The organism is Methylomonas sp. ZR1 (assembly GCF_013141865.1).
Taxonomy (GTDB): Bacteria; Pseudomonadota; Gammaproteobacteria; order Methylococcales; family Methylomonadaceae; genus Methylomonas.
Genome location: NZ_RCST01000001.1, coordinates 2,367,236 through 2,381,424, shown reverse-complemented (window position 1 = coordinate 2,381,424; position 14,189 = coordinate 2,367,236). Strand labels below are relative to the sequence as shown.

Sequence of the window (14,189 nt, the reverse complement as noted above, 5' to 3'; positions counted from 1 at the left end):
TTAATTTTTCTGAAATTGCTTAGGTTCGCGATGAGGTATGGGGGGGGATTGAGCGGCTAACTCAAGTAGAAGGCTATAATCTGCCAACTTGATGTTAAACGACAGCTAGCCAGCAAGACGGAGATATTTTTGAGCGAAACTATCGATAAAAACATGGTGATGCGCTGCGTGGCCTATCAAAAAGGCCTGGGCATCGGTGACGTTACCATCGAAGACATCAGCGAAGTGTTGCTGAAAGACGATACCTTTATCTGGTTGGGTCTACGCGAGGCGAATGCCGAGATATTGAGAAAAATTCAGCAGGAGTTTGGTTTGCACGATCTGGCGATTGAAGACGCTTGTGCTGCGCACCAGCGGCCGAAGATCGAGGAATACGGCGATTCTTTGTTTATCGTGTTGCACACGGCGGAATTGATCGAGAAAAAAGTGGAATTCGGCGAAACGCACATTTTTATGGGGCCGCGCTTTGTGGTCACCGTGCGCCACGGCGCGTCGCAAAGTTTGAGCAAGGTGCGTGAGCGTTGTCAGGCCATGCCGCACCAACTCAGCAAGGGGCCGGGCTTTGCCTTGTATTCGATTATGGATTTCATCGTCGATAATTACATGGTGGCAATTGCCGGCTTGCAAGACCGCTTCGATGTGCTGGAATCCGCGATATTTCAATACCGGCCCAGCCGGCAAACCATGGAAGACTTATACGAGCTAAAGCGCGAATTATTGCTTTTGGAAGGGGCGATTAATCCGGTTATCGACATTTGCAACGAGTTGATGCGCTTTCATGTTGGCCTGATACATAAGGATGTCAGAGTATATTTCCGCGACATCGCCGATCACATCAAGCGCGTTGATCAGGCTATCCACGGCATGCGCGAGATGTTGCTGGCGGCGATGCAGGTCCATCTGACTTTCGAAACCGTGCGGCAAAACGAAGTGGTCAAACGCCTGGCCGGTTGGGGGGCGATTTTAGCGATACCGACTATGGTATTCAGTTGGTACGGCATGAACTTCCGACATATGCCGGAATTGGATTGGCCCTATAGCTATCCCTTGGTAGTGGGCAGCGTGGCAGTGTGCAGCTTGGCCTTGTATTGGCGTTTGAAGCGGGCCGGATGGTTGTGAGCTACAAACCCGCTAAGAGTTGCCCGGTTGGGTGAATATTTATACGCTTGGCTTTGTATCAGTTCCCGCTCGCCTGCAATTGCTTCAGCGTTTCCGCAACTCGTTTGGCATCCAGGGCCGGGTCTACATCGTCATCGATACGGCGTATGGTTAAGTCGGGATCGACGATAAAGGTCCAGCGTTTGGCCATGTTCAATATGGGCATTTTTACGCCGTAGGTTTCGCTGACTTTGGCGTCCGCGTCAGACAATAATGTGAAGGTCAGTTTGTGTTGCTGATGAAATGCCAGCAGGTCCTGGACCTCATCCGTACTGATCCCGTATACCTCGGCATTTTGTTTGCGGATCAGTTCGATGGCGTCGCGGAAAGCACAAGCTTGCGCAGTGCATCCCGGCGTACCGGCTTTGGGATAAAAATATAAGACCGTCCAACCTTTCCCGCGCCGAGCGGCTAAACTTACTGGGTCGCCAGCATGCGCTTGCAGTTGAAATATCGGTGCCGATTGGCCAACTTGCAGCGGAGCCGCGTTTGCTGTCATCGCAAACGTTGGTAAGGCGAACAGCATGAAGACCAAGAGCCTGAATGTAAGAGTGGATTTTTGCATGCATGATCTCCCTTAAGGGGCTTACGACGGTGAAATACCGAATGTTTTTGTGTTTAATTATAATCGCCAGTATGCCGCAAAAAGTCGCTTACACAATGGTTAATAGGTAATCGCAGTGATTCGTTTGGATAGGCCCGACATCCATTTTCAACAGATAAGCCCCATGGTTCGGGCGTCCGCACCGAAAGCCGGAAAACTTTAGTGTTATGGTTCACCTTATATCTCACTTATATTACTCGTGGTTTTCGGCCGGTTGGTTTTAAGTTTTTGGCAGGCTGGTGTCTATTTTGGAGTTGAATAACGGAATAAGCAAAATGACGCGACCGTATTACTTTTCCCGGTTTTCTCGAATTTTGTGGCTGAATCTGGCCATGTTTGTGATTTTCGTGATTGCATTCGCGGTTTACGTGCGCGCCGAGAAGCAAATTGATCGCGCCAACGAAATCCGCTTTGCGTCACACTTGCTGGCCGATGAATTTAGGCAATCGTCCAACGATCTCTCGCATGTGGCGCGCAGTTATGTCGCGACCGGCGATCCGGTTTATAAACACTATTTTCAAGAGATTATCGACATTCGCGACGGCAAACTGCCCAGGCCCGAAAATTATCACGACATGTATTGGGACTTGGTGATCGCGAATGCTCATCCGGCGCCGCAATCAAGCACTCAGCCGGTTGCCTTGCTGGAGTTGATGCGGCAAGCCGGGTTTTCCGAGCAGGAACTGGCGAAAATGGCCGAAGCCACGGCCGATTCCGCTGCACTTATCCAAATAGAGCGCACGGCGATGGACATGGTTGATTCGAATCAGGGAATGCCCGACGGCAAATGGCATCAAGCCAATCTAATGCTGCACGATGCGACTTACCATCGAGCAAAAGCGAAAGTCATGCAATCGATCATCGACGCCTTCGAATTGATAGACCTGCGCACGCAACAGAGTGTGGTTGCCAGAGCGCGTATTGCCTTTTGGTTGCGGGTGGTGTTTGTGGTTTTCGGGGTTATGTTGTTATTGACGCTTTGGCGGGCGTATCGGACTTTACACGCAATATTGGGAGCCTCGGTCGATGAATTGCACGATCAGATCGTGCGTTTGGGTAGCGGCGATTTTTCCGCCGATATTCCGGTAAGCAAGGGCATGCGCAACAGCGTGTTGGGCTGGCTGGCGGAAACGCGGGCAAGTTTGGCAAGCGTTGAAGCCGCGCGCCGCACTGCCGAGGCAAGAAATCTGCGATTGACCCAATTGTATGCCGCGCTAAGTCAATGTAACCAAGCCATCGTTCGCTGTACCAGCGAAGCCGAATTATTCCCGCAAATTTGCCGCGACGCCGTGATATTTGGCGGCATGAAAATGGCCTGGATCGGCATGCTTGACCAAAACAGCCAAACTATCAAACCGGTTGCCTGTTATGGCATCGGCATCGAGTATCTGGATGGCATTGAAATATCAATAGACGAGAACCTGCCGACCGGGTGCGGACCAACCGGTACCGCAGTCAGAGAGGACAAGCCATATTGGTGTCAGGATTTTCAACACGACCCTGCCACCATAGCCTGGCATGCGCGTGGGGCAAAATTCGATTGGCAGGCTTCCGCGGCCTTACCCTTGCATCGAAACGGCAAGCCGGCTGGGGCGTTTATGCTGTACGGCGATCAAATCAATGTGTTTGACGATGCCGCGCGCAATCTGCTGTTGGAAATGGCCATGGACATCGATCATGCCATCGGTGGCTTCGAGCGTGAGGCCGAGCGCCAGCAAGCACAGCAGATGGAAAGTTTGCGGGTGTTTATGCTGGAACGGCTCAACGGTAACCTGCAGTTGACGGATATTTTGCATGATGCGGTTACCGAACTGGAAATTATGTTGGCTGGTAGCGTTTGTTCGATTTTGCTCGTGGATGATGAGCAATGTTTACGGCTAGGCGCGGCACCTAGTCTTCCGGATTTCTACAATCAGGCGATCGATGGGCTAAAAATTGGTGCCGGGGCGGGGTCGTGCGGCAATACAGCGTACACCGGGCAAAGAACGATTGCGGAAAATCTGGCCGAGCATCCCTTTTGGCAGCCTTTTTTGCCGCTGGCAGAACGGGCGGGTTTGGCGGCATGCTGGTCGGAGCCGGTACTCTCCGCCGGTAAAAAAGTGCTGGGTACCTTTGCGATTTATCATCGTCACCCTGCCGTTCCCAGCAAACATGAATTGCGCTTGCTGGAAATGGTCGCGCATTTCGTCGCCTTAGCTATCGAACGTAAGCAGGCGGAGGAGCACATTTATTACTTGGCCAATTACGATTCGCTCACCGGCTTGCCGAATCGCAGTCAATTGGACGATCATTTGAAATATGCATTGAGTTTGGCCAAACGGAGTAACGGCCACTTAGCTCTGATGTTTCTTGATCTCGATCATTTCAAAAATATTAACGATACCTTGGGGCATAGCGTCGGCGATGCGCTATTGGTGGAGTTAGCCAATCGGCTTTGTGCCGTGTTACGCGAAGAAGATACCGTGACCCGTTTGGGCGGCGACGAATTTATTTTCTTGTTGCCGGGCACCGATGCCGGCGGGGCGGCGAATGTCGCGCAGAAGCTTCTTGATGCGATAGCCGAACCTTACCGGATTGAGGAATTCGATTTGACGATGAGCGCATCGATTGGCATAGCCTTGTATCCTAACGACGGCGAGGACCTGGAAAGTCTGTCCAAAAGCGCTGATGTGGCCATGTACCGAGTCAAAACCGATGGCCGGCACGGTTACCGCTTTTTTACACCGGAAATGCAAGCCCGCGCCCAGCGCAATTTACAACTGGTTAATGCCTTATCCCATGCCTTGGACCGTCAACAACTGCATGTTTATTATCAACCGCAGGCGGATATTCATAGCGGGCGCGTGATCGGTGCAGAAGCTTTGTTGCGTTGGCGGCATCCCGAGTTTGGCATGGTTTCGCCGGCCGAATTCATCCCCGTGGCGGAAGATAGCGGACTGATTTTGCCTATCGGCGAGTGGGTATTGCAAACGGCGGTGCGACAAGCGAAAACCTGCTTTGATCAGGGGTTGGGGCCTTTGATCATGGCGGTCAATCTCTCGGCTGCTCAATTTAGCCATCCGGCCTTACCGGAGATGGTGTCGCGTATTTTGGAAGAGGAGGGCTTGCCGCCCGAATATTTAGAATTGGAATTGACCGAAGGCGTGTCGATGCAGAATCCAGAAGCGGCTATAGCGGTGATGAATAATCTGCATGATCGCGGGATACGCATGTCTATCGACGACTTTGGTACCGGTTATTCGTCGTTGAGTTATCTGAAGAAATTTAAAGTATACAAATTAAAGATTGACCAATCTTTTGTCCGCGACATCAGTACTGATTCGGAAGATAAAGCCATTGTCAATGCGGTGATTAGTTTGGCCGCCAGCCTGGGTTTGCGGACCATAGCCGAAGGTGTGGAAACGGTTGAACAGCGGGAGTTTTTGCGCGAACAGGGCTGTCAGGAAATTCAAGGCTATTTATTCGCTAAGCCGATGCCCAGTGACCAATTTGAGTTGTTTTTGCGGCAAACCGTCATTGATGCCACTCATGCGTTTTGAGCAGCGCATAAATTGACGAAAGGGTGGACCGGGTCCATGCTTGTTTACTAAATTCGGCGGTGCTGGTGACTGGCAATGCCTTGCATCTTGATTTTCCGCCGACTTAACGGAGTCAGCCCTTGAACGACGTCAATCCCCTTTTTAAAAATCTGCCCGATTCGCTGCCGATTTCGCCCTTGGCGGTTCTGATTCTCATCACGGTGCTGGTCGGTGCGAGCATGTCGTTTTATACCATTCCGGCCGAGTCAGAGGGGATTGTGTTGCGCTTTGGCGAATACATCGAAAAAGTTCCATCCGGTTTGCATGCCAAACTGCCATTTGGCGTGGATAGCGTCATCACCGTGCCGACTCAGCGTCAGCAGAAGCTGGAGTTTGGCTTTGCCACGGCAGGCTTCACCAACCCGGATCAAATCAGTGACGAGCCGGCTTTGGAAAAGTCTATGGTCACCGGCGATCTGAACTCGGCGCTGGTCGAGTGGATCGTGCAATATCGGATCACCGATCCGGAAAAATATCTATTTGTGGTCCGCGACCCCGGTGTGACTTTGCGGGATATTTCCGAAGCCGTGATGCGGGAAGTGGTCGGTGATCGCACTGTCGATGAAATCATCACCATCGGTCGACAGGAAATTGAAGAAACCGTGCTGGCGCGAGCACGCTTGTTGGCCGAGCGCTATCAATTGGGGGTGTCAATTAACCAGGTACAGCTCAAAAATGTGAATCCACCCGAGCCGGTACAGCCCTCGTTCAATGAAGTGAATCGTGCTCAGCAAGATAGAGAGAATGTCATCAATTTGGCTAATGGCGAATATAACAAAGCCGTGCCGCGTGCACGTGGTGAAGCGGACCAGAAGATTCGCGCGGCGGAAGGTTATCGTTTTAAACGAATTAACGAAGCGGAAGGGGATGTCACCGCTTTCAATCAGGTATTGGAACAATATCTAAAAGCGCCGGACGTGACCCGTGCGCGGATTTATCTGGAAACCATGGGCGAGGTGTTGCCGCAAGCCAGCCAGCAAATTATTGTCGATGACACGGTGCAGCAAATATTGCCGATGTTGCCGTTTCCTGGTCAGGCAGCGGGAGTAGTGAAATGAATTTATCGATAAGAACCTGGCTGTTAATCGTAGTTTCGGGGTTTTTGCTGTGGCAATCGGTGTTTACTGTCGATCAAACCGAGCAAGTCATCATCACCCAATTCGGCAAACCGGTCGGCGAGCCGATTACCAGCCCTGGTTTGCATTTCAAGATCCCGTTTACCCAGCAGATCAATAGCTTCGATAAGCGTTACCTGGCCTGGGATGGGCCGATGGTGGAAATGTCCACCAAAGATAAGACCTATGTACAAGTCGATACCTTCGCCCGCTGGCGCATCACCCAGCCCATGCAATATTACTTGCGATTGCGCGACGAACGCAGCGCGCAATCAAGGTTGGAAGATATTTTAGGTAGCGAGACCCGCACCGCGATTGCCCGCCATGAATTGATCGAAGTGGTGCGTTCTGACAAAGATCGCAAACCCTTGCAAGACGAAAGTTTGGGGCCGTTGACCGGCGAAGGCACCATAGGGGTGCTGCGGCCGATTCGGGTGGGCCGGGCGGCAATCGAAAAAGATGTGTTCGATGCCGCAGCGCCGAAATTGGCGGAATTTGGTATCGAACTGCTGGATGTGCGCTTTAAACGCATCAATTACAACCATCAAGTGTTGGAGCGCATCCACCAACGGATGATCAGCGAACGCTTGCAAATTGCCCAGCGTTTCCGTTCGGAAGGCGAGGGCGAGGCAGCCAGAATTAACGGTAATCGGGACCGGGATATCAACGAAATTGAATCCACCGCTTACAAGCGCGTGCAGGAAATTCAAGGCGAAGCGGATGCCAAGGCCACCGAAATTTACGCCAAAGCCTATGGGCAAAAGTCCGAGTCCGCCGAGTTTTACAAGTTCTTGAAGAGCATGGAAACCTATCGCAAAGTGATAGACGGCGACGCCACTATAGTGCTGTCTACCAACAGTGATTTATTTGGCCTGTTGAAGCGGGTGGAGCAAAAGAATCGTTGATAGCCGCCAAAACGGCGCTGCTGTTTGTATCGCCAATAAGCAAAAATTAAGCTACGGACGGCAAACTTTATCGCAAGCAAATAATTGTTTAACAGGAGGTTTGCGATGTTAAAAACAACAACAGTCATCGTTTTGGGTTTATTGGTGTCGTCGGCTGCGTTGGCCGACCATGAGCATTGGGGGCATCATCATGGCCACCATCATCACGGGCATTATCGGCCGATGTACCGGGAAGAAGTGGTTTATTATCAACCCGCCCCGGTCGTTGAATATGTGCCGGCTCCCCGGTATTACGCGCCACCACCGCCACCGGCTTATTACGGCTACGACCAGCGTTCGCCGCAAGGTTTGTTGGGTGGGATGGTCGGTAGTGCGATGGGCTATCAGCTTGGAAATGGCGACCCGATTGCCGCCGGCATTGGTGCCGCCGCCGGGGCTTTGCTCGGTAATGGTATGTACTGAGATTGCCTGATCGGAGCGCTCAATATTCCAGTAACTTGAAAAAACTTTTCGGCGCGCCGCAAATCGGACAATCCCAGTCGTCGGGGATGTCCTCCCAGCGGGTGCCGGGTGCTATGCCGCTATCCGGGTCGCCCTTGGCTTCGTCGTAAATGTGTTCGCATTCCTGGCAATGGTATTTTTTGTAATCGCTCATTGGATTTTCCCTGGGTGTTAAGCTGCAAAATCGCCGAGAAATCGCGAGAAAGCAGTCGCCATTATCGGCAATATGCTTAATAAGCGGTGGTCGGCATCCAATATATGCAGACGCGCGTGATGTTCGCGGCAGAAGCGCCAGGCGTTCTCCGGTGGTACCACATCATCTTGCCAGCCGTGAAAGACCTCAATGTTGGCGGTGCTAGGCTTAAACTCGGTACGCGCATAGCCTGGCAAATAGAATGCCGGCGCAATCAAAAACAAACCCTTCGGCTTGATGATTTCCGCCGCGACGGTCGAAACATAAGCGCCCATGCTGGAGCCCACCAGCACTATCGTTTCATATCCCGATACATCCAGCGCCAATAGCTGTTGCACGCGCCAGTCCGGATCGTTGCTGGCTTGATAATCCGGGCTGATAAATTCAAACCCTTGGCGTTTGGCGACCTCCGCCAGTGCCAATGGCTTTTCGCCCCAGGGAATACTGTCCTTGCCGTGGTTGTATATCACCAGTTTGCTCATGATTTTTTCTCGCTGTGCGAAAGCTTATTTTCTGAAAAATAAATTGGCCAGTAACGTGATCAGCACGCTGGCCACAATCATCGATGTAATCGGTATAAACACGAAGCTAGTTTTACTCTGAATCCGAATATCCCCCGGCAGTTTGCCGAACCAATTCACCAACCAAGGGGCATAATTAAGAATCAAGCCGAGCACCAGGATGGCCGAGCCGATAATAATTAACGCTTTGCCGGGTTCCATCTTTTTTCCTGTGCGTTACGGAATGACTACCACTTGCGCGAAACCGCCGCCTGGCGTGCGAAAGTTGGTAGTTTGGCCTTGGTAGAGGCGGGCGCAGAGCACTTGGGTTTGGCCTTGATAGACATAGTGGCGCAAATCCAGTTTTAACTCGCCGGCATCCAGATGCCGTTCGCTGGGTTTTACCAGCGTCTGCGCTACATAATCGTGTTGCAAAATATCCTCGAAAACGCGCCGGGTCAATTTATCGCCGCGATACGCCGCTTTACTGCCATAGCCTCTGGCGGGTTTGAAAAACAGCTGCTTACGTTCCGCCCAGAACTGATCGGCATTCTGCGCATCAACCAGCATCGTGTGGGCGATACCTTCTCGCAATAGTGTTCGGGTGTGCTCATCGACGCCGATTGTACGCAGAAACTCGTCGTTGCTTAGCCAGACCAGATTCCTTTTGTCGGCATACAGCGCATGATTTCTGGGGTGCGGTGTCAGTAATACCGCACCGGCCAGATAGACTTCCTGTAAAGTCCGGCATTCCGGCGATTCCAAGCCAAAGTCGGTCAAGCGGTTATAAACCAGATCGATTTGCAGATCACCGTGCCAAAGTGCGCCGTCGTGATAGCGCAAAGCCTTAGGGTCGCAGACTACGGTTTTGATTTTATGCTGCTCGAACAACTGTTTAAACAACAGAAACTCCGGCCACAAGTATTGATTTTCTGGGTCTTCATCGACAATGGCAATGCTGCGCAGCGGCGCCAAGCCACGCTCCGCGCGCCACTCCCGGTAAAACATGTCGATAAATAAGGTTTCGGCTGGCTGAGTATCCTGCCCAGGCAATTTAAGTGTGCCAGGCTGCTGGTTGCCGGCGATTTCGCAACAGCTGTTTTGCGCGCGAATCAATAACGCATTAATCATCGCGCCGCCGGCATTGGAATTGATTTCGATCAGTTTCGGGCCGTCGGCGCTCAGATGAAAGTCGTAGCCTAGAAATACGCCATGAGCTTTAGTTAAAAATCGTGCCGCGTCCGGAGCGTATGTAAGTACCTGTTGTTGATACGCCGGCAAGGCAATTACCCGTTCCAGTGCAGCGATGATTGCCAATTGTTGATCCAGGCAAGCTTGATCGATAAACACCGCAGACTCGGCAAACAAATTCGGCCGTTCGTCCGCAATCATCCGATACAAATCGCCGTTCCCATCCAGCCTGTTCAGTTCACGACGCAGCGCTGTGCGATTTAGCGACGAGCAGCGGCAATCGCTATTCAGCTGTCTGGCGTTAGGGGATTGCTCAGGTTCTGGATGGGGATGCATGAAAACGATAGGCGTGGATGGGTGCTGAAACAGAATTTACGCCGCTATTCTAGCGCGATACGCCTGTCCGTTAATCGGTAAATTCTTATACAGATACCCGCTAGATCGGCAAAAATCATTTACAAACAGGCGGTTGAGCTTATTTTGTTAGCTAGCGTACATGCTGAACGACATGTTCAGAACAGCTTGATCCAAACTTGTGAAACTTGAGACTGCACGGTATTTTGCCGGTAGCAGCATCACCTTAGCCGTAATTTTTTAGGGTGCGGCAATGATCGGTGAGCTGTATGGCATTAAGCCCTTTTTATCGGGCAAAACTAGAACTTGAGCCCGTATTTTGTCAATATGGCAACCTTTGTCCGAATTTGAACTTGCAAAAATCATGACGCAGCAAGCCGTATCACGCATCAATCAAACAACCAGACGTAACTTTCCACCGTATCTGCTGACGGTACTGATGCTGTTGTATGGTTTTTCGCAATCCGCCAGCAGCCAGAGCCCGGAGCCTTCCGTAGGGCAAGCCATACAATCGTTACTAGCCGGCAAACAGCAGCCTTTGCTGTCGCAAGCGGATTTTTCGCAGTATAGCGACGCACTGAAACAGCTGTATCAGATGAATGCCAACCAGCTGATTTGGCTGGGGGAAGGTCGAGCCGCGAAAAATCGCGACGACGCTTTAAGCCTGCTAAGCAATGCCAAAGTCGATGGTTTAAATCCGGACGTTTACGAAGTCGAGCGTTTGCGCGGCTACATACAACAAGCCGCTGCGCTGCCACACACTGCAACGACGCAGTTGGTCTCTTACGACGTGGCTTTGTCGATAGCATTGGTGCATTACGCGCATGATCTGCATCTTGGCCGGGTTGATCCGCGCGACTTCAATTATCCCCCACAGTTTGCCGCCAAATCGGCAAGCGAGGTTGCGGTATCGCTGAATCAACATATTCAACAACAATCCCTTGCCGAACTGCCGGCGGCGCTGGCGCCAAAACTCAAGCAATATCAGCAGCTAAAGACTTTGTTGGCGGCTTATCGTCAGCAAAATACCGAGGCGCAGAAGCCAAAACTGCTTTTGGCGAAATCGCTGCGCCCAGGCGAGCAAGACGCGCAATTGCCCGAGTTGCGTCGGCGTTTGGCGGAGTTGGGTGTACTGAAAACGGAAGACCTTGTCGGTGCCGGCAACACTGAAAATTTCTACGATGCGGCCGCGACGGAAGCAGTGCAACGCTTACAGCAGCAACAAGGCTTAAAAGCCGATGGGGTGATCGGTAAGCAGACCCTGGCCTTATTGAATCAAACGCCGGCCGAAAAAATTGCGATGCTTGAATTAGCCATGGAGCGTTTGCGTTGGATGCCGGAGTTGCCGGAAGGGCCGAGGATATTTGTGAATATTCCGGCGTTTCAGTTATGGGCTTTCGGTTCTCGCGACGATCAACAGCCTCTGACGATGAAAGTCATCGTCGGCAAAGCCGAGCAAAATCAGACGCCGGTACTCTGGGAGGACATGAAATATCTGGAATTCATGCCGTATTGGAATATCCCGAAAAGCATTATGGACAAGGAAATGTTGCCGAAGCTAGTGAGCGATGAAGAGTTTCTGGCGAATCAGGATATAGAATTGGTGGGACGTGACGCCGACGACGATGAAGAGGAAAATCAGGACAGCATCGTCGACGAAATCAAGAGCGGGCGGGTGCGCGCCAGGCAGCGACCCGGCAGCAGCAACCCCTTGGGGCGGGTGAAATTTATTTTTCCGAACAAAGCCGATGTGTATTTGCACGATACGCCGGGCAAAGCCGCGTTTAATCGCGATCGCCGCGATCTCAGTCACGGCTGCGTCAGAGTGGCGGAGGCTGAAAAGCTGGCGGAATTTGTGCTGGGCGACCAAAGCGAGTGGGACCAACAAACCATACAGCAGGCCATGGCCGGGCCTAAAACCCAGCGAGTTACTCTGAAAAAATCGATACCAGTGTTGTTTTTTTATACCACTGTTTTTGTGGGTCTTGATGATAAACCGCGCTTTTACCCGGATATTTACGGTCAAGATCAATTGTTGCAGACTGCTTTGAGCAAAGCCGCCAATCCGGGCGCTAAACAACAATTAGTCAGTAAAGCAGTAAATAATGCCGGCGGCGGTTAATAGGGTTCAGTTTTAACGGTTTTGGATTATGCTGTTATCCGGAGTGTGGTTTTTTGGGAGACAGGGACATGACGCAAGCAAAAATAGTAAACCAGGCGGTTACCGAGAAAGTTAAGAAATCGCCGGCGCGCAAAGGCAAGAAAGGCAGAATGGCACCGCCGACCAATGGCGAGATTTTGGTCAAAGGTGTGGTAATGGGTATCGTGATTTCCGGGTTGACGCACGCCAGCAAAAGCATCACCCGTGCACTGATCCGCCATCCGCTTGCCTTATTCTCCGGTGGTTTGCTGGCCGGCTATCTAGCGCATAAACATCGCAAGGACATCATTGTGCTGGGTAGTCGCACCGCCGTGGAAAGCCGAAATTTCGTGCTGAGACAACGCGAAAACCTCGGCGATTTAATTGCTGAAATCAAGGCAGAAAGCGGCAAGACTCTATAATCTTCGGTTTGTTTGGGTTTACCCGGATCTTGCCTCACCTCCGAGTGTTCTGATGACCGGACTCTCGTATCCGCGTGACTGCGGTGCATAAGCAGCACTACCGCAAAAATTTTTTTACGGTAGATTGCTGGCTATCGCAGTAACTCAGCATCGTCGTCCGCCAGTATCATGAAAATTTACCACATCCACCGCCAGCAACGCTTGGCGCTCAGTCAGCAGCAGGCGTGGGCCTTCTTTTCCTCTCCGCACTATTTAAATCAAATCACGCCGGAGTTTTTTCATGTCGATATTACTTCGCCGGTGCCCGACGATATTTACCCTGGCTTATTGATCCGTTACCGGATAAAGGCGGTTTTGGGTGTACCCATGTCCTGGTTGTCGGAAGTCAGCCACTGCGATAAGCCGAACCGGTTTGTCTATCAACAAGCCGTCGGCCCATTTGGATTCTGGAGCCATGAAGTCTGCCTAAGACCTTGCGAGGACGGCATCGTATTGGAAGATATCGTGTTTTATACGATGCCTTTCGGTTGGCTGGGGCAATTGCTGCATGGCTTTATCGGCGATAAGTTGCAGTGTATTTTCGATACGCGCCGGGATTATCTGCAAGCAAAGTGGGGCGTTGGCGGGCCGTAGCGCATGCAATTTGGTATCGGTTTGACAGTTGACTTTTTTTAACCGCAGGCATCTAATCAAGGCCCTGCACATTCAACCTGAAGGAGACGAATATGGCTCAAGACAAAGGTTATTTGGATCAGTCCGGCAATCAAGTGGTTGCTATCGTTAAAAATCTGGACCGCGATGTCGAACGCGGTGAAGATACCGTCATGTTGGGATATGGCTTGGTATTGCTGGCGCCGGCTTTCGCTCCCTTGTTGCCGCCCAGTATTCTGTTGCCGCTGATGGCGATTGCCTTCGCGGTATCGGCGACTGCGGCGCGTCTGCATTTTTACAAAATGGCTCGCAAGCTTTCGGTTGCCTTGGATGAACTGGAAAGCCGGGATAAACAGACTTTTAAGCCGATCACCGACGTATTTGCCGAGCATCCCCAGCAAACGCTGGCTGTCGCTTTTAACCCATTAAAAAATTTGCAACGTACTGGGAAAAGCATACTCGGCGGCTTGATGATCAACCCGTTTTGGGGGCCGATTTTTTATATGTTGGGTGTGCAGTTTGTCGAGGATAAACAATTGGTGGTGCTGAATAAGGCCGTGATTGCAGTCGAAGATAAAGTGATGCCTATCGTACTGCGCGACGACTGGACAGAATAAACGAAGGGTTTGAGACTGTTAGGCGGCGGATAAGCCGTCGGGGGAGGAATAAGTAGCTTGAGTCTATGGGTTTTAGGCTATTGTTTTCGGTGGCAGCCATTGTCCAAAAGTACAGTTATACACAGAAGTTGTGGATAAACTTGTGATCAAATCGTGAGCAAACCAGCCAATCGCCCGTCCTGTTTGGGACATCTTTAAATTGACTAAAAATTAGTCAGGCAATTTTTGACTATGCTTAGAGCATCATAAAAAAGCCGTCG

General features: G+C 51.4%; 14 protein-coding genes. 9 read left to right on the top strand and 5 right to left on the bottom strand.

What is annotated here, in order from left to right:
* The first annotated feature begins 129 nt into the window (after positions 1–129).
* Complete coding sequence (gene corA, locus DDY07_RS10730) at positions 130–1,119, top strand: magnesium/cobalt transporter CorA (RefSeq protein ID WP_205450697.1); 990 nt, start codon at positions 130–132, stop codon at positions 1,117–1,119.
* 58 nt (positions 1,120–1,177) lie between these two features.
* On the opposite strand, the gene DDY07_RS10725 is transcribed toward corA, so the two are convergent.
* Positions 1,178–1,723 carry a peroxiredoxin gene (locus DDY07_RS10725; RefSeq protein ID WP_171695880.1) on the bottom strand — a complete coding sequence of 182 codons (546 nt, stop codon included), beginning with the start codon at positions 1,721–1,723 and terminating at the stop codon, positions 1,178–1,180.
* Positions 1,724–2,037: 314 nt separating this feature from the next.
* On the opposite strand from DDY07_RS10725, the gene DDY07_RS10720 reads away from it, so the two are divergent.
* The 4 genes from DDY07_RS10720 (at position 2,038) to DDY07_RS10705 (ending at position 7,822) form a co-directional block, all read left to right on the top strand.
* Positions 2,038–5,301, top strand: coding sequence for an EAL domain-containing protein (locus tag DDY07_RS10720; RefSeq protein WP_171695879.1), 3,264 nt, complete (start codon positions 2,038–2,040; stop codon positions 5,299–5,301).
* 119 nt (positions 5,302–5,420) lie between these two features.
* Positions 5,421–6,398 carry an FtsH protease activity modulator HflK gene (gene hflK, locus DDY07_RS10715; protein ID WP_171695878.1) on the top strand — a complete coding sequence of 326 codons (978 nt, stop codon included), beginning with the start codon at positions 5,421–5,423 and terminating at the stop codon, positions 6,396–6,398.
* On the top strand, positions 6,395–7,360 hold the full coding sequence (hflC, locus tag DDY07_RS10710; RefSeq protein ID WP_171695877.1) for a protease modulator HflC: 966 nt from the start codon (positions 6,395–6,397) through the stop codon (positions 7,358–7,360). The genes hflK and hflC overlap by 4 nt, the downstream gene beginning before the upstream one ends.
* A gap of 105 nt (positions 7,361–7,465) precedes the next feature.
* Positions 7,466–7,822 (top strand): hypothetical protein, encoded by a 357-nt coding sequence (locus DDY07_RS10705; protein ID WP_033155310.1) that lies wholly within the window; start codon positions 7,466–7,468, stop codon positions 7,820–7,822.
* A gap of 19 nt (positions 7,823–7,841) precedes the next feature.
* Here the strand turns inward: DDY07_RS10705 and DDY07_RS10700 are convergent, their stop codons facing one another.
* Genes DDY07_RS10700 through DDY07_RS10685 form a run of 4 tightly spaced genes read right to left on the bottom strand, consistent with a single transcriptional unit; the run spans position 7,842 to position 10,081 of the window.
* A complete protein-coding gene (locus tag DDY07_RS10700) occupies positions 7,842–8,015 on the bottom strand; it encodes a rubredoxin (RefSeq protein WP_033155309.1) in 174 nt (57 codons plus the stop codon).
* A 17-nt stretch (positions 8,016–8,032) separates the two neighbouring features.
* Complete coding sequence (locus tag DDY07_RS10695; RefSeq protein WP_171695876.1) at positions 8,033–8,536, bottom strand: YqiA/YcfP family alpha/beta fold hydrolase; 504 nt, start codon at positions 8,534–8,536, stop codon at positions 8,033–8,035.
* 24 nt (positions 8,537–8,560) lie between these two features.
* Positions 8,561–8,776 (bottom strand): DUF2905 domain-containing protein, encoded by a 216-nt coding sequence (locus tag DDY07_RS10690; RefSeq protein ID WP_171695875.1) that lies wholly within the window; start codon positions 8,774–8,776, stop codon positions 8,561–8,563.
* Between the two features lie 15 nt (positions 8,777–8,791).
* Entirely contained in the window at positions 8,792–10,081 is a 1,290-nt protein-coding gene (locus DDY07_RS10685; RefSeq protein ID WP_171695874.1) for a hypothetical protein, read from the bottom strand.
* 382 nt (positions 10,082–10,463) lie between these two features.
* Between DDY07_RS10685 and DDY07_RS10680 the strand changes: the two genes are divergently transcribed.
* The 4 genes from DDY07_RS10680 (at position 10,464) to DDY07_RS10665 (ending at position 13,929) form a co-directional block, all read left to right on the top strand.
* Positions 10,464–12,221, top strand: coding sequence for a murein L,D-transpeptidase (locus tag DDY07_RS10680; protein ID WP_171695873.1), 1,758 nt, complete (start codon positions 10,464–10,466; stop codon positions 12,219–12,221).
* Between the two features lie 68 nt (positions 12,222–12,289).
* The gene (locus tag DDY07_RS10675; protein ID WP_171695872.1) at positions 12,290–12,661 is read left to right on the top strand and encodes a hypothetical protein; all 372 of its coding nucleotides are present in this window, start codon (positions 12,290–12,292) and stop codon (positions 12,659–12,661) included.
* A gap of 168 nt (positions 12,662–12,829) precedes the next feature.
* Complete coding sequence (locus DDY07_RS10670) at positions 12,830–13,294, top strand: SRPBCC family protein (RefSeq protein ID WP_171695871.1); 465 nt, start codon at positions 12,830–12,832, stop codon at positions 13,292–13,294.
* Positions 13,295–13,386: 92 nt separating this feature from the next.
* Positions 13,387–13,929 (top strand): hypothetical protein, encoded by a 543-nt coding sequence (locus DDY07_RS10665; protein ID WP_171695870.1) that lies wholly within the window; start codon positions 13,387–13,389, stop codon positions 13,927–13,929.
* Positions 13,930–14,189: the final 260 nt, after the last annotated feature.